The sequence below is a fragment of the Bradyrhizobium tropiciagri genome, from assembly GCF_001189845.1.
Lineage (GTDB): Bacteria > Pseudomonadota > Alphaproteobacteria > Rhizobiales > Xanthobacteraceae > Bradyrhizobium > Bradyrhizobium tropiciagri.
Genome location: NZ_LFLZ01000001.1, coordinates 309,363 through 327,040, shown reverse-complemented (window position 1 = coordinate 327,040; position 17,678 = coordinate 309,363). Strand labels below are relative to the sequence as shown.

Here is a 17,678-nt window from a genome sequence, read left to right as displayed (position 1 = left end):
AAAGTCAGATATATGCTCGACCCTGTTTCCCGCGTTCGCCGCTTCAACCGTGCCGTGACCTCCGCCGTCGGCGCGCTCGACACCTCGTTCCTCGGCCGCGGCCGGCCGCTCGGGGCGGCGCGCGTGTTGAACGCGATCGGACACGGACGCGCCGACGTCGGCGAGATCAGGGATTATCTCGGGCTCGATTCCGGCCTGATGAGCCGCCTGCTGCGCAGCCTCGAGGACGAGGAACTGATCGAGACCACCGCGCATGAGAACGACGCCCGTCGCCGCATCGCAAAGCTGACATCGGCAGGCAAACGTGAGTTCAACGCCTATGAGGCGATCTCCAACCGCCAGGCGAAGGATTTTCTGAGCCACCACAGCCAAGGCGAGGCTCTGCTGGCGGCGATGGACTTGATCGCCTCGGCGCTCGGACGTGACGCCACTGCGCTGCATGAGGTCGACCCGCGCAGCGACGAGGCACACTACTGCCTCGGCGAATATTACGCCGAACTGGCGCGGCGCTTCAAACAGGGGTTTGACGTCAAGCTGTCGCGCGATCCCGACGCCAAGGACATGGTTCGTCCACGCGGCAGCTTCATCGTGGCGATGTCGGACGGACTGCCGCTCGGCTGCGTCGGGCTGAAGGGCGGCGGCCGCGAGTTCGCGGAGATCAAGCGGCTCTGGGTCGCACCCGCCGCGCGCGGCCTCGGTCTCGGCAGGCGCCTGATGGACACCGCCGAGCACGCCGCGCGCGACCTCGGCATCGCACTGCTGCGGCTCGACACCAACAGCGCGCTGGCGGAAGCCGGACAGCTCTACCGAAGAAGCGGCTGGACCGAGATCCCGCGCTTCAACGACGACCCCTACCCTGATCTGTTCTTCGAGAAGCGGCTCTGAGCGGCGCGCCGCGCGCGGGTTGTCCAACGTCCGACGCTGGCCTAAGACGCTCGTATGACCATTCGCCCCATCGTCCGCTATCCCGATCCGCGGCTGGCGCTGCCGGCCGAGCCGGTGACCATGTTCGACGACGCGCTGCGCGAGCTGGCAACGGACTTGCTCGAGACCATGCATGCGGCGCCCGGCATCGGCATCACCGCGCCGCATATCGGCGTCTCCTTGCGCGTCGTGGTGCTCGAGCTCGACGCGCGCGAGGGGCCGCGGACCTATGTCAATCCGGAAATCATCTACGCCTCGGACGACATGATCCTGCACAAGGAGGGCAGCGTCTCGATGCCGGGCGTCAATGACGAGGTCGAGCGCCATGCGCGGGTCCGCATCCGCTACCAGGATCTCGACGGCAACATGCAGACCGAAGAGTCCGACGGGCTGCGCGCCGTATGCCATCAGCACGAGATCGATCAGCTCGACGGCGTGTTCTGGATCAGGCGGCTGTCCCGCCTCAAGCGGGAGCGCCTGATCAAGCGATACGAGAAGATCTCGCGGTAGTTTGTAGGGCGGGTTAGCGAAGCGTAACCCGCCGCAACTATCATCAATGGCGAGATGAGTCGGTGGACTACGCCTCCGGCTAATCCACCCTACACGAGTGAACGTCGCTATCCTCCCGCCATCAAATCCTTGGCCAGCGCCATATACGCCGGCAGCGTCACCGGATCGTTGGCGGCATTACCGGCGGCGTGGTGCGAGGCGTAGCGCGCGATCACCATCTCGGCCTTCGGATCGATGTAGATGCCCTGGCCATGCACGCCGCGCGCCATGAAGGCGCCGTGCGCATTGTGCGTCACCCACCACTGATTGCGGTAGGATGCCCCTAGCAGCGTGATGTAGCCGGCCGGCTTGAACTTTTCGGGATCGCCGCCGCGCGCGATGTCCTCGACCACTTGCGACGGCACGATCTGGCGGCCGTTGAAGCGGCCGTGATTGCGGATGGTCTCGCCGAAGCGGGCGAGATCGCGCAGCGTCGTCGACAGCCCGCCGCCGCCGCTTTCGGTGCCGATGCGGTCGACGTGATAATGCGCGTCCTCCTCCGCGCCCATCGGCGCCCAGATCTTCTCGGAGAGCAGATCCGACAACGTCATGCCGCTGGCGCGCCGGCAGATGAAAGCCAGCACGTCCGAATTGACGGTCTTGTAGGCGAAGGCCTTGCCGTGCTCGCCCTGTTTCTGTTGTGCGCAGAGGAAATCGAAGATGTTGGTGGCGCCTTCATAGCCCGGAGGGATCGGCGCCATGCCGTTGGCGCGCCGCAGCCCCCAGACATCGGAATTCCTGTCGGTGTAGACCTCGGTGTATTTGAGGCCGGTGGTCATATCCATCGCCTCGTGCACGCGGGCATCGCCGAATGCGCTTTGCTTCAGCTCCGGCACATAGTCCGTGATCGGCGCCTGCGGATCGATCTTGCCCTCGGCGATCAGAATGCCGGCGAGCGTGCCGGTGAACGATTTCGTCACCGACATCGCGATATGCGGCTTGTGCGGCTTGAGTGCGCCGAAATAGCGCTCGTAGATCAATTTGCCCCGGTGCAGCACGGCGATCCCATCGGCATAGCTGTCCTCGAGCATGCGCGCGAAGGTCTGCGGCCGGCCGTCCATCGTCACCGACGCGGACGCGCCGATATCGTGATCCTCGCGCGGCAGCACCGACGCCGGCCCTGCCCCGCGCCAGACATTCACCGTCGGCACCAGCTGGCGGATGTTGCTCCAGGCCCAGCGCAGCTCGGGGAAGCTGCGGAACGAGCCGTCCTGGAACGTGATGGTCTTGTCCTGCGGCGGCGGAAAGCCCTGCATCCAGCCGAGCGTCTCGGGATCGCTCTCGGCGGCGGAGGGAGTTTGTTGTTGATTGGCGGCGGTCGCGACGGACATCAAGATTAGCTCCAGGGCTGTGATACGAGTTTCGTATCACGCGGCGGCAAGGCGCACATCCCGCGTTTGCGCCGGGGTGATGGTCGCCGCGAGCGCTGCCGGCGCCAATTTCCGGTGCGCGGATTACCCCGCGGCCGCCCGCTCGATCGTGGCGATGTCGATCTTCTTCATCGTCATCATCGCCTCCATCGCGCGCCTGCCGGTCGCGCGATCGGTTGCGTTGACGAGCTCGAGCAGCCGCCGCGGCGTGATCTGCCAGGTGAAGCCCCAGCGATCCCGGCACCAGCCGCACGGCAGTTCCGCGCCGCCGTTGGACGTCACCGCGTTCCAGTAGCGGTCAGTCTCCTCCTGGCTGTCGGTCAGCACCATGAAACTGACCGCCTCGTTCGGCACGTAGTTGGAACCGCCGTTCAGCCCGACGAAGCGGCGGCCGAGCACGGTGAACTCGACCGTCAATTCGTCGCCCTGGCCGATGCCCGGGATCGGCGATGCATGCCCCGCGTCGACATGGCTGTCGGGAAAGGTCGCGGCGTAAAACTCCGCCGCTTCGCGCGCGCGGCCCTGATCGAACCACAGGCATGTGACGAGATCGGTCATGTGCAGTCTCCTTTGTTTGCGCGGAGGACGAGCGGCGAAGACGGCAACCGACAGGCCGACGAAAATAATTCGCGGGAACTGGGTTTGTCGCAACACGGCCTCCACGCACGCCACTGTCGTCCTGGCGAAAGCCAGGACCCATAACCACCGAATTTGATGATGAATGGGATCATGGCCCCAGCGTCGCATACCCAATTGCCATTAGGGTCCATTAGGGTAATGGGTCCTGGCTTCCGCCAGGACGACGATGCTTTGCTCTACGATTAGCGTCGAGGCAACTCAGTCGCGCGATGCGGACAATCCCGCGAGAAGCGGCGCGTAGGCGGCGAGCCTGCGCGATACGAACTCGGTGAAGAGCCGCACGCGCTTGGTCTTGCGCGTCTCCCCCTGCGTGAGCAGCCACAGCGTTCCATGCATGTGCAGGTCGCCGCCCGGCACCCTCACCAATAGGGGGTCGGCATCTCCGACAAAGCATGGCAGTGTCGTCATCCCGAGCCCTTGCCGGACGGCAGCGATCTGCGCCTCGCCGTCCGTGGTCCTGAACGGAACCCCGGTGGTGCGAACCTCGCCGTCGCTGGCCCAGTCCGGGACGCCATGCATGCTGATGACGATCCACCTGACGGGATCGGGCGCGCCCGCACGCCACGCGGCCAGCCGATCGCGGGATATGTAGACGCCGCCGAACAGCTCCGGCCCCTTCAGGCCGTGAAGATTGAGCGGCAGCGTCTTGCGGTCGTAGACGACACGGATCGCAACGTCGGCCTCTCGATTGGTCAGATTTGCCAGCTCGCCGGACGACAGGATTTCCATCTCGATGTCCGGATGCAGACGCGCGAAATCGGCGAAGTCCGGCATCAGCAGGTGGGTCGCGAGGGTCGGTGCCAGCGTCACCCGCAGAAGTCCGCGCACGCCCTGGTCGCGGCCGAAGACGCGCGTCTCCAGCTGGTGCGACGACGCTTCCATCTGGTCCGCGAGTTCGAGGACCTCCTCACCCGCAGCCGTCAGGCGGTAGCCCGAAGGCAGCTTTTCGAACATGTGCGCTCCGAGGCGTTCCTCGAGCTGGGCGATACGCCGGAGCACGGTCGAGTGATTGACCCCGAGACGCTCGGCGGCGGCCCGCACCGAGCCTCGGCGCGCAACGGCAAGAAAGTAGCGAACGTCATCCCAGTCGATCATGGTGCAATCCGGCACCGCATGGTGCGCCTTCCGAAGCCCGCATCTAACACATCGAACAGCAATACGGGCGGCCATCATAGCCCATGCCGACGCGCGTAGCCCAATTCCGAGCGGCGGATACGAATCCGTGGCGGCAGGCCGTCAGTCGTCCGGCCGGATCGATTTCGCACCGCCGCTGTGCGCGCTTTCGCACTCAACGCCCGACTCCGGCGGACCCATGTTGGCGTTCTCGGGGGCCCTCCCCGAACGAAGGCAGAGCCTGAAGGAGAAATCATGGGAAAGCTTGAAGGTAAGGTTGCAGTCATTACGGGTGGATCGAGCGGCATGGCGCTGGCGAGCGCCAAGCGGTTCGTTGAAGAAGGTGCCCATGTCTTCATCACGGGCCGAAGGCAGCAGGCGCTCGACGCGGCCGTCAGGCTGATCGGCCGGAACGTGACCGGCGTGCGCGGCGACGCGGCCAATCTCGACGACCTCGACCGCCTGTTCGATACGGTGAAGCGGGACAAGGGCAAGATCGACGTCCTGTACGCGAGCGCCGGCATCGGCGAATCCGTTCCACTCGGCGAGATCACCGAGCAGCATTTCGATGCGGCCTTCGGCCTGAATACGCGCGGCACGCTGTTCACGGTCCAGAAGGCGTTGCCGCTGTTCAACGACGGCGGATCGATCTTCATGACCGGGTCCGTCGCCTCGGTGAAAGGTTTTCCTGGTTACGGCGTGTATTCGGCGAGCAAGGCGGCGTTGCGCTCCTTCGCACGCACCTGGCTCAACGAGCTGAAGGGCAGGAATATCCGGGTGAACGTGCTGAGCCCGGGGCCGATCGCGACGCCAATGCAGGACCAGGTCCTCACCGAGGAGGCGAAGCGGATGTTCGAATCCCTGATCCCACGGGGAAAGATGGGTCAGCCTGAGGAAATTGCGGCGGCCGCGGTGTTTCTCGCTTCCGACGAGTCCAGCTTCGTGAATGGCGTGGAGCTGTCTGTCGACGGCGGCTTCTCGGCCATCTGAAGGTGGGCAGTCAAGATCAACACGGATCGGAGAAGCATGATGAGCTACGCGATTGTAGGATTCGGCAAGGTGGGCCAAGCCCTCGCCCACGCCTTCGCCCGCAAGAACATCGACGTGACCGTCGCAAGCCGCCGGCCACCCGAGGCGCTGGCGCCGCAGGCCCGGGCGATCGGACCCAATGTCGTCGCCAAGCCGCTGCGGGATGCACTCGCGGCCGACACGATCATCCTGGCGGTGCCGTTCGAGGAGCATCGCGAGGTTGCGAAGGCCCTGCCGAGCTGGCAAGGCAAGACGGTCATCGACACGATGAACGCGTTGCTTCCCCCTGAGGAGCTGGACGGTCTTCCGTCCTCCGCCTTCGCCGCGAAGGCGTTCGCCGGCGCCAGCTACGTGAAAGGCTTCAATCACCTGATTGCGGCTAAGCTCGCTGTCGATCCGATCGTCGAAGGCGGCCACAGGGTCGTCTTTCTGTCTGCTGACGACGAGGACGGGATCGCTCCCGTGGCAGCCCTGGCCAAGCAACTCGGGTTCGCCCCCGTCAAGCTCGGAAAGCTCAACGAGGGTGGCGCGCTGGTGCACGCACGCGGCCGCGTTTGGGGCCCCCTCATCTTCCAGGACTTGTTCAAGAAGGAGCAGTGATCGGCGTATGGGCGCCATTCGAAGAGTGGCGAGACGCCCTGCCCGCGCCGGATGAACAGCGCGCAGTTCGGTTCAACGGTTTCAAACAGCGTCAGATATGACACGGCGTTCTCGCGACGAACATCGTCCGAGCTTTGCTGTTGGCTTCACCCTCTCTAACGGAGGGCGCAGGGAAGACCGGGTGCCGATCGCACCCATGGGCCCCGAGCAATGGGTAGAGAGCTCGGGGGGTAGGACCACAGGCGTAACCGGGAACAACCCGGCCTTCCCTGCGCGATGGGCTACGGCTTACTTCGTGCTCTCCCCGGCGAGACTTGGCTTGCTTGTCACCGTCTTCGCAACGCGCGACCTGCGCAATCGGAAGAGACACCTGCCGTTAGGGCGTCAGGACCACACGACTTCGCCGTCCGCCTCACGTGCACTCGTCAGTCGCGCACTCAGCGTCCACCGCATCTCGACCCGCGTTCGTGACGACCGCGAAGCGCCCCTCGTGTCGGGTGAGACGCGCATATTGAACATCTGAGTTGGGTCAGATACCAAGCGGAATATTTTCTTATCGCTGGATTGACAGGTTTTGCTGTGTTGCCCGTCGGGGTGATTTGTCGCAGGCCGTGCAGCAGGATTTGATTTGCGCAGGGGGCAACTCAGGCGCGCCGCATACATATCCGCCCTCGCGGTGGACCCGCGAGAGCGACTGTTCGCAGACGACGATTTCGATCAAGACGCCTCGGCCGGTTCGGACATCGTGATCCGGTTCTCGACGCTGGGACGCTCCTGCATCCTCGCGTACCATGCAGAAAGAGCTTCGCAGTCCTCAGGCATCGGCACCTTCACAAGTCCCGCGAAGATCAAGCCGCCGATGATGGTGATATCGGCCATCGTGAACGCCTCGCCGGCGATGAACGGCTGGCCTTTCAGAATGCCGTCAAAGTAGTGCATCCCCTTCAGCGCCTTGTCGCGCTGACGGAGCCCCCATTCGGGATTCTGATAGATCTCGACATGAGGCCCAAGACCCGGGGTGGCGTGGTGGAAATAGACGCTGATGGGGTCGAGCAGTTCCAGTTCGGCGCGCTTGCTCATCATGTGGATCACGCCCTTTTCGCGCGGCGTCCTCCCGGTCAACGTCGGCGCGCCATCGAGCCCATCAAGGTACTCGGTAATGGCCGTGCATTCGCCAATGAAGGTGCCGTCGTCGAGTTCGAGCACCGGCAGCGTGCCCGAGTAGTTCTTCGCCAGGAATTCGGGCTTCTTGTGCTCGCCCTTGTAGAGATCGACCAGGACGAACTGCACCTGCGACCGCAGGTTCTTCTCCGCCAGGGCGATGCGAACGCGGGCCGGATATGGGCCGGTCGGCCAATCGTAGATCTTCATCATAACTCCAATTCTGTCTACCTGTCACTTGGTAGGTCCGATATGAATACTTCACATCTGGCCGGTCAAGCCCTACCTGTCACTTGGTAGATAACGAAGCAGTGAGAGGACGACGTGAGTTCAAGCGCTCGGGAGGCCATCTTGGCCGCAGCAAGGCGGACCGCGCAGGCGCGCGGTTATGGCGGCTTGAATTTCCGCGATCTCGCCGCCGAGGTCGGGATCAAGGCCGCCAGCATCTATCACCATTTCCCGAGCAAGGCCGACCTCGGCGCAGCGTCGCGCGGCGCTACTGGGTGGACACCGCCGCCCAGCTCGAGGCGATGCTGGCGGAAACGGCGGATCCTGTCCGCTGCCTGCGTCGATATCCCGAGGTGTTTCGCAAGGCGCTCGAGAACAACAATCGCATGTGCCTGTGCAGCTTCATGTCCGCTGAGGTCGACGACCTGCCGGACGCGGTGAAGCAGGAGGTCCAGACCTTTGCCGACGTCAACGTGGCGTGGCTGAGCAAGCTGCTGGTGGCGGCGCGCCTGGTCAGTGCAAAAAAGAGCGAACAGCGCGCCCGCGCCATCTTCGCTGCCGTCGCCGGCGCGCAGTTGATGGCCAGAAGCCGCTCGAATATTTCGCTCTACGACTCCTTGATCGACAGCTATCGCGCCGCCGGTCTGCTGCCGGCGTAGCTCATCCATGGCTCGATGATCGATGTGGTGCATCACGCCTCCTCGGCCGATCCGCCCTGCCCGCTTCAGCGGCGCGCGGGCATGAAACCGCATTCTCGCGACTGAGCCGTCCGAGCTTTGCTCTTGGTTTCACCCTCGCATGAGCGACATACAGGACACCACACTACGTGCGGAGAGAAGAGCCCCGGATATCGCTGCGCTCATCCGGGGCTACGCTTGCTGCACTACCGATAAGTTTTCACGAGCTCATTGCTTAAAGCAGTGCTCGCGATGCCATCTTAGAAAATGCGGATGCGGACGGTCTGACACACGTTGGGGCGCCAGCGCTTGGCCGGACTTGTTGATTATCGATCGTATCCCTTCCGGATCATTTGTCTGCCGCGAGATCAATATCTCCAAATTGTCAGCCAAGCTGATCAAGCCGCGATCAAACATCCAATGCGCCGTCCCTGAAAGCGCGAGCCCGTTGCTAACAATATCCGGCCCACTTGCCTCCACTGGCCGAATGTGTGCGGCAGCGACTTCCGCGCGCCCTCTTCCATTGATCAGTCTCAGTCCGGTGATCGCACACCGTTCGTCATAAGCGCGCAAAACTACGCGACGAAAGACCCGGTCGCGCATAATCCTCGACATTGTAACGCTTACGCGGTCCCGTTGCTGGTCATACGTGAACGGCGCTTGTTCGCCTTCTCCAATATCGAGCGACGACACGTCATTGTCGGAACGCGGCAACAGAGGCACATCTTCCTCGAAGCCCAACTCGACTATTCTGGCGAAGTCTTCAGGTGAGAGTGGACGAACCGCCGATTGTGCTCGTCCGGAAATGCGTCCCTGGTCATTGAGGACACCTCGCTCCACCGGTCCCGTTGCACCGTTGAACGGAACCGGGTTTGCGAAGTCGAGATAGGTTCCTGGCTTGATCAGCGCGAGGTACATCCCGGAAATATTGGGATCGGGGATAACTTGACGAACTTTGGCTATCGCAAAATAGCCCTTTGTCTCGGCCACTTTGCTTGGTTCGTAGTAGACAATCCAGTCACCGACACAGGCCTCAACGCGGCGCAAATACTGGCTGGGGAATTGATACTTTTCCGCAGGACTATCGTCGTAGATCGAGTCCGACCGATGAATAAATACGCCAAATGCCATAGCTTCGTCGGCCCGACCTCTCCGGATCTAGTTGGTCTTCGTGACAACGCTCCAAGAATTCATCGTGCGATTTGCGTTTCGCTAGGGCGACGTCACTCCCACTCAATCATCTCCCGTGATCCTACCGCGTTGTTCTACAAAAACAAATTATCAGCGCTGACGGTCAACTCCCGATCGTAGACCCGTCAAAATTTTACGCTTTTGAATTCACAGGAAAATTTCGTCAGCTCTGACAATTTGAGAGTTCGGCAACTATCGGGGGCAATCGCTCGAGTCGGTGCGTATGCCTGTCCTTTGCCAACGCGGAAACAACATGGATTTTGGCTTGGGAAAGCTACGCTGGGGATTTATCGATGTCCGCGTGAGGTTGATGGGACGCCACCCGCAAGAGCTAACCTCCTTGCCATAGTCGTCCTCCGTGGCGATGGCTTAGAATTCCTGGATGAACAGAAACACTGCCAAAGCGCGCGATGCCCACGTGTAACGAGGCAAAAGCCTACTGGTCATAGCGCATTTGCCGCAGAAATCGTGTGGCAGATCGCCATTGATACCTTAGGCCACTCGGAGTGAAGAGCCAGCCGGTCCTGAACTCATCGAAGCGCTTAAATCCGTCGATGATAATTCTAACTCCCGCAACAAAGGCGATCAGCGCGGCAAACAGCGTGAAATGGCTGTCAGACGGGTTCTGCTGGACAACCCCTTGCACCGATAGAGTGATACCAAAAGCGATCTCCGCCACAGGATAAATTTTGAGTTTGATCCGCTCGCGGACGTACCAGGCCGACCCACCTACAAAGATTGCGGCGACGATAATCCATCTGGTTTTGTTGGGCGCATTCGCGAGCCAGTCCATCAAATATGGTGGCAATAAAATCGACGCGGCCAACAGGCCTGATGCCAAAACGATAACCGCAAGGAACGGAACCCAAAGTGCTCGGAGGTCACCAAGGAAAAACCTGTTCGGGTTCTCCCTAATTCGCTTCTCGAACTCGTGCTTCTTTCTTGCCGCGCGCTGGGCGTGGCTCTGAGCACGCATTTCCAGCATCTCGGGGTCAGGCCCCCCGGGACCATACATCGTCATGGGAAGAGTTCGTCCAATGGTTGATCCTAGAGATTGAACAGGCACCTGCGAGCAAAATCTACTGGGCTCTTCGCCCATATTCCGTTCTATCAGAAATTCTCACATCAATAGGCGGTTAGCTCCCTCACAGACCGCTCCTAGCCAGCGCCAAACGAGTAGTGTCAGCGGCGCGCTCTACTCGACGGATTGCGTCTCGATGGCGTCGTTGACGCGACAGGCGGCTGATGCTCGTCGAGAAATTGCCGCGTCGCTTCCCAGAATTTCTCGCAATCGGCATTCCGTTTGGCCAGAAGCATCCAATACCGCCTCTCGGCCCGCTGCGTTGGCAGCGTAGACCGCGCGAGGGCTCTGATTCGCTTGCTTGCCAGCAGGACTTGCGACCAGTCAGGTTCGCGTCTATCACGCTTGAAACCACGCGCGGTGGAGCGATAACCGTAAAATCGCGCCATCCAATAGAAATAGAACGAACCGTAAGAAGGTCGCTCCGATGGGGACAAGGTCGTATACAGATCAGAGAGAACGAGCAGAAAACGCTCAGCACCAGCCACCAATTGCCACAGCACAAACTGGTCTTCGAACGTCTCGGTGTCAGACTTGAGGAAGTCTTGAAAAATCTCTTTGTCCGATCGCCTTCCACTGAACACTTGGTAGTCGTCAAGAAAGCCAAGCCACCCCTCAAGCAGCACGTCCTGGTACCAAGTCTGGTGCTGCGACAGAAAGAAAGCGAACTGCGCCTGGTTGCCTTCCCGCACTGGTGGCGGCCTGCACGGAAAGCCGATGTCGAGCTCAAGCCGGCTAGCCAGAAACGCCACCGTGACATAGTGATAAAGGCGAAGATAGCGGCGCGCAGCCTCAGACCACAACAGCCGTGCTAGATCCTCGCGTCCTTCCCTTTCGATCGCGGTCAGCGGGATGTAACCGTTTTCGACAGCGAGTTCATATAACTGATACCGGGTCAGGGCTTCATCAAAGGAGTCGCGGACTATATCTTCCTGATCAGTCGTCTCCCGGTCCCAGTGCCCGCGAAGCAGCTGGCGCAACCGTCTCTGCTTGGCCGCGTCCTTGCCTTTGTACGTCGCGGCAACGCTCAGACCGCGGTCGGAGGGGACCATCGTTGGGTTCGCCCTCTTCCACGCGATCTCCTTCCATGCTGTTTCTCCACGGCTCCCCCAAGGACCACCTTTTAAATACGCAACCCGCCGCGCAGTCTCATCGCGCCCGCCCCGCCTCATCGCAATTCTCCCACGAGTTCGTCGAGGATCAAGCCTACCGTCTTCGTACCATTGTACTTCACCTTGCAGAGACGCGTGTGATCAAGGCTGGTTTCCCTCCGGACGTCTCCGCTCCATCGGGCGAGCCCCCCTTGGTGCACGACCTGATCATCGGCGCCCAGAATGACCTTGACCCGCAGGTCGCGGTGAGAAGCGCTGAGCCGGAAAGTCTCATTCCAAACCTGAAGCATCCGAAGGATCTGACCATCAGGCTGCAGCGCATCGTTGATCTGGTAGCTGCCCGGCAGCAGCGCGCCCCAGCGTCCTTTGATCGCATCGGCAATCCGCGCCGCGGCCGCGTAGCTGGCCAACGGGCTTCCGTTCAGTGGACTTCCGAAGAGAAGCGCGCAACGCAGCGCGCGCAGCATGCCTTCGGGATGTTCTGAAACCGCGCACAACAGTTGTCGGATGCCGAGCGTGCCCAGCGAATGGCCGACCAGCGCTAGGGTCTGGTACGCGTGATTGAAGGGCGGCCGACCTCCAGCGGCATGCATCCATTCGCCGGCGACAATCCGCGCTATGTCGAGCAGGCTTCCGAGAGAGTAAGTTTCATAACCCAGAAACAAGTAGTCCCAATCCTCAAGCACAAGCTTCTCATCGGCATGCCGTTCCAGGTACTTTGCCAGATCGCCCCAAGTGCTCAGATGCCCGCCGCGCCAGCCATGGACAAAAATTGCCAGCCGCCTGTTCGCTCGATCGATGCGTTCGACGAACATTCGCTTTTCGTCCTGACGATCACCGACATTTCGGGTCATAACCATCAGCGTTCATGACTTCCGGTAACGGGTGAAGTCGTCCTTTGCCACCCTTGGTGGCATTTTGAAAGCTGCAATCGAAACCACTGATTGAGAAACTGTACCTCGCGGAGTCTGTGCACTCTTGCGTACTTCCTGCCCGAGCAACGTCTGCAGATGCGCCGGCAAATCAGAAAGACGCTTCAACCCCGCACTCCCGCAACCGATAACCGCTTCGCAGAAGTCGCCCGAGTAACCTTCCATGTCCTCCGGCTGGCTGCTTGTCGGGGGAACTGATCATCGCTTTACCGAGCCAGACGATTCCTTTTTTCCGCGCAGGGCTATATCGGCCCTGCTATCATTTGATCGGTTAGTGTGGCCGCACAACTACCGACATCCCGAGTTCGCGGAACAGGAAGGCATATGTGGCCGCTTTGGTCGCGATTCCGGCGTCGACGGGAATATCAATACCATGCCCCACTCCGGCAGTGGTGTGCAGCAGGATGGGTCTCGTCCCATTGGTCGCCCACTGCAAAGCTGCGGCCATCTTGCGCGATTGCATGGGATTGACCCGATTATCATCGGCGTCGGTTGTCAAAAAGGCAGCTGGATATTCCTTGCCCCTCTCGACGTGATGGTAGGGAGAGTAGGCGTATAGAGCCCGAAATTGCTCGGGATCTTTGACCGTTCCGAACTCGGTGACGTTGAAAGCTCCGTTGGGGAAATCCTCCTCACGCAGCGTGTCGTATACCCCAACTTCTGACAGGACCGCACGGGCGAGCTCTGGATGCTGGACGATCATCGCCCCCATCAGCAGCCCTCCATTGCTTCCCCCGCGTAGCGCGACACGACTGGGCGCTCCCCACTTCGAGTCGACCAAATGCCGCACCACCGCAGTAAAATCGTCGAACACCGTCTGCTTTTGTGTCAGATAGCCGGCCTTGTGCCATTGCGGACCATATTCTCCTCCTCCACGCAGATTGGCGAGAGCATAAACCCCTCCGGCATCGAGCCAGATGCGAGTGGCGGGCGCAAGACCAACCGGCGACTGGATGTTTCCATAGCCTCCATAACCCCACACCAGCAGGGGCGCAGTACCGTCCTGTTTCACATCGTTACGGCGGATGATGGTCATCGGTATGCGAGTTCCATCGGATGCAACAGCGAACTCACGCGTGATCACTGCGTCGGAGAAATCGAATCCGCGAGTCAACGCTAGTCCGGTTTCCAACGCGGTACCGGTGGCTTCATCAAAAAGCATGTACCGAAACGGATCGAGAAATGTACTGGCGCCATAGACCACCTTTCCGATTCCGACCGACACGACCGGGCCCAGCGCCGCAATCGTTGGTCCCGGCAATGTACGCTTGAACTCACCTGCGCGGTCGAACACCGCGACGTCAACCGGCCCGCCGTTGACGACCTGGGCATAGATACGTTCGGCCGTAATGACCAGCGGGCGCGGCTCACGTTCATCCTGCCGACGGAAGATCCGGTCTCCTGCGGGAACGAGCGTCTGCGCATCAGCCAACGAATGCTTGCCCCTTTCGAGGAGCAAGAGCTTGCCGTGTGGTGCATCCTTAAAGGATATGGCGAGAAGCGCCCCATCTGGTGAACCAACAACCGCTCCGACCTCATCTTCAAAGCGAGTGACTTGGACTGGAGTGCCACCTTCAGGAATTACAAAGTGCTCGAGCTCACCGCCATCGCCGTTCGCCACGGATACGACCAGTGGTGCAACACCGTCACCGTTGTCGAGCCTGATCTCAGCAATTCTGGGAAAATCACGGCCAAGTACGACAGCATCGTCCTTCGGGTCAGTACCTCGAGCGTGATAAAATATCTGCATCCCAAATGGCGAGTTTTCCGGATACCGGGTGTACCAGAATCCGCGTCCGTCTCTCTGCCAGGCGAGACTCCCGCCTCCCGTCGGAAACTGTACACGTCCGACAGGCCGATCGACTTCAGCCCTAGTCGCGACGTCGAACACGTGCAAGGTCCCATCCTCGGAGCCATTGCTTGAGATACTGACGGCAACCTCTCTGCCATCCGGTGAGGGGACAAACCAGTCGATCGTTTGGCTGCGCCCACAGTCTGCATCACCCACACAGCGCGGATCCACAAGCACATTCATCGTATCGACGTCGACGCCTTGCAAGTAGGCCAGAACCGAGACCTGGTGCACGGCAGGATCCTTGTAAAGAACAAAGCTCCGTCCGCTTACATGGCGGAGCGCACCGTATTCCTTGGAGCGTACTTTGGTCAGCTCCTTGAGCTGCTCAGCGATTGCTCGCCATTGCGGCGTCTGGTCCAGATACGCGTCGGTAAGTGCATTCTGCCGATCGAGCCAGTCCGTCAGTTCTTGTGAGCATGAACACTCTAACCAGCGATAAGGATCGCTAACGAGCTCCCCATGATACGTTTCGGTCACCGTCTCTCGCTTGGTTTCCGGGTAAGAGAATTTGTCTGAGGCAGACGTCTCGATTCCCGTGAATCCAAAGAAGGCGACCCCGATCAGTATGAAGCTGACACGTTGCAACATTTTCCCTCAAAAATGAGCGCGTAATCTGCGAAAAGCTCCCCGGCCTGATCGGAGCAGCATCTGGAATAAGACAACCGCGATTGGCCAACAAACAGGAGCCGTCTTTTTACATCGATCCTGGTGGCATCCAGTGCAGCGAAATGGCTGCTACATTTGGGCTCGTCGTAAACTTTGGATTTCGCGATCCAAGTTCGCAAAACACAGTCACTAAACGCGACAAGAATTGGCAATAGACGGAATGCTAAGACAGCGACGGTCCGGCCGCCCCCCATCTTTGATTGTAGCTCCCCATTCGACAACCAAAACGAGATTTTGTCAATATGGCTATCGCTCGTCACCAGTCGAGCCAGAGCGCATTCGCTCCCACCTAAGGACGCCGTTTCCGATTGATTTGTCAGAACAACTCCTCACGGCGCACGGCAAATTTTCGACGGTATACCCCCACTCACCAGTTCCTGGATTCAAAGAAAACTCTTTGCAGATTGGAGATGCGGTTGCTTCGGAGACCATCGAGATAGAATGCCTATTGGCCATTCTGCAACATTCGTCTCCGGCCAACGTCTGATTTACGCGCATCACGTCACGAGGCCCAGCGGTCAGCTAGTATCTGCTCCGCAGAACAACCTATTCCAGCGATCGTTCGTAGCCATGGCTCCCTGACGAGCATCTTTTGCGGTATGAAGGCCGGGTATCCTCTGGGGTTAGGACATGCTTCGCCAGACATCTTCCCAATCACGCCAATCTACGCTTGCCATAGCGCTCATCGTTCTAGCAACATTCGCAGACTACGCACCTGCACTCGGTGAACCCGCCTCGGAAACGCAATGCGAGATCGCTGGAGGCATTCCAAAAAGTTCGATGCTCTCATTCGTCGCGAAGTCCGCGCGATCCAACGTGCCGCAAGAGGTGCAAGTTCAGGGCCCGGGTCCGCTATACGTCACGATGCACAGAACGTTAGCGCAGTTTAAGGGACAAGCTCGCGTAGAGATCGATCGGAGGGACGGTGCAGGCGAATTTCAGGATGGATGTCGAACCGAGTGGATCAGCACCGACAAGCCGATTGCGGTTCGAAGTTCCGCCGCCGCAAGCGGCGTTTCAATCTGGCGAGTCCGGATCTACGACAGTGCCGAGGGAGGACCGACGGGCGAATTTCCGTACGTCATCGACGTCAACATTCGAGCCCCCCTCGTGCCCGGCGGTCCGAGGTTGACGGCCGTTCTCCCATTTCCGCCCGACAGGCCGTTTGCGGGCGACGGCAGCGAGCCTTCTCACCCCTGCGGAACAAGCGCAACCTCGATTCGTGAACGCAGCACACTCGAAATCGCAAGAGCAACAAGCAATCAAAACATCAGATCCGGCACGCCGTGGCTCTGGTTCGTAACGGCTGGGCGATATCTGTATCTAAAGGTCGCGGCCGATCACCCTGTCAAAGTCCGAGCACGGATCTACGCAAAAGAACCAAGCGGCCTGGCCTTCCGGGGTATCTGCGAGTCCATCCTCGAACTACCGCCCGTCTCGGATCAGGAATATCTCACCGCTATGGCGGATTGGGATCGGGTTATACACCCGCTCTGGCGAGTCGAGATCGAGCCAATCGGTGAAGATGGTAAGCCGACATTTAGTTCAATCCACGCGACGGCCTTTCGTGAGACCGGTTCCGAACCGCAAGCCTCAGGTCCGGTGCGTCTGGATCCCGACTCCTTAGCCTGGCAAGTAGCAAGCGACTGCTATCAATGCAGAGCCTGGAATCGAGGAGCCGCTCGCGCACCGGTCGCACAGCAATCGTCCACTTCGGTCGTGTTTGCGATCGCCACAGGGTTGGCAATTGACCTGCCCGACGATTTAGGCGCGGAAGGCTCGACTCTGCTCCTCCGATCCCTGCGCACGGCAATCGGAATTTGGCTCGCGAACTGTCGTACGTGCAATTACGACGCCATGTCCGTGATCCGGATCGGACCTCAGTATTGGTTGAGATCGGATATCGCGAACCCGGTAGTCGGCCCCGGTCACCCCGGGAATGTGCTAGACCGCTTGAAGGGCAATCGTTTCCTGTCACGGGCAGCAACTGCCGCGGGAGGTGTAGAGCTCTTCGGCGACGCACCTATAACCGAAGACAAGCGGTTGTCCGTCTGCGCAATGAACTCAGGCCAGGAGCCCCCCGAGTTGTACCGGATCAAGGTCGCCCTGAAGTGCTTCGATACATCAGCTCCGGAAGGTCGGCTTACCAGCATCACCCTTTTGATGCCGACAGATAGACCAACGGCGTGCGGCCGAGGCGCGAACATCATTGCGTGTGAAGAGGATGCAGCCCTCGTCGAGTTGAACGGCCGGGACTACCGATTCTGCGTAGGCACCGACATCTTCTCATGCGTGGGTATTGGGCCGCGTTCCGTGGACCTGATGCAGATAATGCTTCACGAAGTGGGACACTGGATTGGCCTTGGACATTCGGATTCCGCCGATTCCATCATGGCTCGCACAATGCAGATCTCACGATGCATTACCAATGCCGACGTTGACAGTTTGCAAAACCTGACGAGCCAGGCTCCGCCGGCTCGATCCGGGACATCAGCAATACCCCGGGCATTTCGGCTTTCTGAAATGGATGATTGAAACCGACCGAGGCCCG

At 60.3% G+C, this 17,678-nt stretch carries 14 protein-coding genes and 1 pseudogene; 6 read left to right on the top strand and 9 right to left on the bottom strand.

All coding sequences use genetic code 11. The annotated features are described in order from the left end of the window. The first annotated feature begins 12 nt into the window (after positions 1-12). Together AKN84_RS01475 and AKN84_RS01470 are read left to right on the top strand one after the other, a co-directional pair. On the top strand, positions 13-885 hold the full coding sequence (locus AKN84_RS01475; RefSeq protein ID WP_050418998.1) for a bifunctional helix-turn-helix transcriptional regulator/GNAT family N-acetyltransferase: 873 nt from the start codon (positions 13-15) through the stop codon (positions 883-885). 54 nt (positions 886-939) lie between these two features. Then, the gene (locus AKN84_RS01470; RefSeq protein ID WP_050418997.1) at positions 940-1,434 is read left to right on the top strand and encodes a peptide deformylase; all 495 of its coding nucleotides are present in this window, start codon (positions 940-942) and stop codon (positions 1,432-1,434) included. 107 nt (positions 1,435-1,541) lie between these two features. On the opposite strand, the gene AKN84_RS01465 is transcribed toward AKN84_RS01470, so the two are convergent. From AKN84_RS01465 to AKN84_RS01455, 3 genes are all read right to left on the bottom strand, one after another. Then, positions 1,542-2,804 (bottom strand): serine hydrolase domain-containing protein, encoded by a 1,263-nt coding sequence (locus AKN84_RS01465; RefSeq protein WP_050418996.1) that lies wholly within the window; start codon positions 2,802-2,804, stop codon positions 1,542-1,544. A 123-nt stretch (positions 2,805-2,927) separates the two neighbouring features. After that, entirely contained in the window at positions 2,928-3,401 is a 474-nt protein-coding gene (locus AKN84_RS01460; RefSeq protein WP_050418995.1) for a VOC family protein, read from the bottom strand. Between the two features lie 279 nt (positions 3,402-3,680). Next, positions 3,681-4,577 (bottom strand): LysR family transcriptional regulator, encoded by an 897-nt coding sequence (locus AKN84_RS01455; protein WP_050418994.1) that lies wholly within the window; start codon positions 4,575-4,577, stop codon positions 3,681-3,683. Between the two features lie 273 nt (positions 4,578-4,850). Between AKN84_RS01455 and AKN84_RS01450 the strand changes: the two genes are divergently transcribed. After that, positions 4,851-5,585 (top strand): SDR family NAD(P)-dependent oxidoreductase, encoded by a 735-nt coding sequence (locus tag AKN84_RS01450; protein WP_050418993.1) that lies wholly within the window; start codon positions 4,851-4,853, stop codon positions 5,583-5,585. 39 nt (positions 5,586-5,624) lie between these two features. Further along, positions 5,625-6,224: an NADPH-dependent F420 reductase gene (locus AKN84_RS01445; RefSeq protein ID WP_050419076.1), complete on the top strand. Its 600-nt coding sequence runs from the start codon at positions 5,625-5,627 to the stop codon at positions 6,222-6,224. A gap of 717 nt (positions 6,225-6,941) precedes the next feature. Here the strand turns inward: AKN84_RS01445 and AKN84_RS01440 are convergent. Continuing rightward, on the bottom strand, positions 6,942-7,595 hold the full coding sequence (locus AKN84_RS01440) for a glutathione S-transferase (RefSeq protein WP_050419075.1): 654 nt from the start codon (positions 7,593-7,595) through the stop codon (positions 6,942-6,944). A gap of 114 nt (positions 7,596-7,709) precedes the next feature. On the opposite strand from AKN84_RS01440, the pseudogene AKN84_RS01435 reads away from it, so the two are divergent. Then, positions 7,710-8,272 (top strand): annotated as a pseudogene (locus AKN84_RS01435) (TetR/AcrR family transcriptional regulator). A gap of 246 nt (positions 8,273-8,518) precedes the next feature. On the opposite strand, the gene AKN84_RS01430 reads toward AKN84_RS01435, so the two are convergent. The 5 genes from AKN84_RS01430 to AKN84_RS01410 form a co-directional block, all read right to left on the bottom strand. Then, the gene (locus AKN84_RS01430) at positions 8,519-9,421 is read right to left on the bottom strand and encodes an HNH endonuclease (protein ID WP_050418992.1); all 903 of its coding nucleotides are present in this window, start codon (positions 9,419-9,421) and stop codon (positions 8,519-8,521) included. 496 nt (positions 9,422-9,917) lie between these two features. Continuing rightward, positions 9,918-10,502: a hypothetical protein gene (locus AKN84_RS01425; RefSeq protein ID WP_050418991.1), complete on the bottom strand. Its 585-nt coding sequence runs from the start codon at positions 10,500-10,502 to the stop codon at positions 9,918-9,920. Positions 10,503-10,663: 161 nt separating this feature from the next. Next, positions 10,664-11,614, bottom strand: a complete 951-nt coding sequence (locus tag AKN84_RS01420) for a hypothetical protein (RefSeq protein WP_050418990.1) — start codon at positions 11,612-11,614, stop codon at positions 10,664-10,666. 116 nt (positions 11,615-11,730) lie between these two features. Then, positions 11,731-12,489, bottom strand: coding sequence for an esterase/lipase family protein (locus AKN84_RS01415; protein ID WP_050418989.1), 759 nt, complete (start codon positions 12,487-12,489; stop codon positions 11,731-11,733). 388 nt (positions 12,490-12,877) lie between these two features. After that, entirely contained in the window at positions 12,878-15,049 is a 2,172-nt protein-coding gene (locus AKN84_RS01410; protein WP_128970316.1) for a prolyl oligopeptidase family serine peptidase, read from the bottom strand. A gap of 708 nt (positions 15,050-15,757) precedes the next feature. Between AKN84_RS01410 and AKN84_RS01405 the strand changes: the two genes are divergently transcribed. Then, positions 15,758-17,662, top strand: coding sequence for a matrixin family metalloprotease (locus AKN84_RS01405; protein ID WP_128970315.1), 1,905 nt, complete (start codon positions 15,758-15,760; stop codon positions 17,660-17,662). Positions 17,663-17,678: the final 16 nt, after the last annotated feature.

What these genes read in the sequence shown, in the direction of transcription:
- AKN84_RS01425 (WP_050418991.1), bottom strand. Translation starts at nt 10,502, where the DNA reads ATGACGATGTATGGTCCCGGGGGGCCTGACCCCGAGATGCTGGAAATG.
- AKN84_RS01465 (WP_050418996.1), bottom strand. Translation starts at nt 2,804, where the DNA reads ATGTCCGTCGCGACCGCCGCCAATCAACAACAAACTCCCTCCGCCGCC.
- AKN84_RS01420 (WP_050418990.1), bottom strand. Translation starts at nt 11,614, where the DNA reads ATGGTCCCCTCCGACCGCGGTCTGAGCGTTGCCGCGACGTACAAAGGC.
- AKN84_RS01410 (WP_128970316.1), bottom strand. Translation starts at nt 15,049, where the DNA reads ATGTTGCAACGTGTCAGCTTCATACTGATCGGGGTCGCCTTCTTTGGA.
- AKN84_RS01445 (WP_050419076.1), top strand. Translation starts at nt 5,625, where the DNA reads ATGAGCTACGCGATTGTAGGATTCGGCAAGGTGGGCCAAGCCCTCGCC.
- AKN84_RS01455 (WP_050418994.1), bottom strand. Translation starts at nt 4,577, where the DNA reads ATGATCGACTGGGATGACGTTCGCTACTTTCTTGCCGTTGCGCGCCGA.
- AKN84_RS01415 (WP_050418989.1), bottom strand. Translation starts at nt 12,489, where the DNA reads ATGTTCGTCGAACGCATCGATCGAGCGAACAGGCGGCTGGCAATTTTT.
- AKN84_RS01460 (WP_050418995.1), bottom strand. Translation starts at nt 3,401, where the DNA reads ATGACCGATCTCGTCACATGCCTGTGGTTCGATCAGGGCCGCGCGCGC.
- AKN84_RS01440 (WP_050419075.1), bottom strand. Translation starts at nt 7,595, where the DNA reads ATGAAGATCTACGATTGGCCGACCGGCCCATATCCGGCCCGCGTTCGC.
- AKN84_RS01405 (WP_128970315.1), top strand. Translation starts at nt 15,758, where the DNA reads ATGCTTCGCCAGACATCTTCCCAATCACGCCAATCTACGCTTGCCATA.
- AKN84_RS01475 (WP_050418998.1), top strand. Translation starts at nt 13, where the DNA reads ATGCTCGACCCTGTTTCCCGCGTTCGCCGCTTCAACCGTGCCGTGACC.
- AKN84_RS01470 (WP_050418997.1), top strand. Translation starts at nt 940, where the DNA reads ATGACCATTCGCCCCATCGTCCGCTATCCCGATCCGCGGCTGGCGCTG.
- AKN84_RS01430 (WP_050418992.1), bottom strand. Translation starts at nt 9,421, where the DNA reads ATGGCATTTGGCGTATTTATTCATCGGTCGGACTCGATCTACGACGAT.
- AKN84_RS01450 (WP_050418993.1), top strand. Translation starts at nt 4,851, where the DNA reads ATGGGAAAGCTTGAAGGTAAGGTTGCAGTCATTACGGGTGGATCGAGC.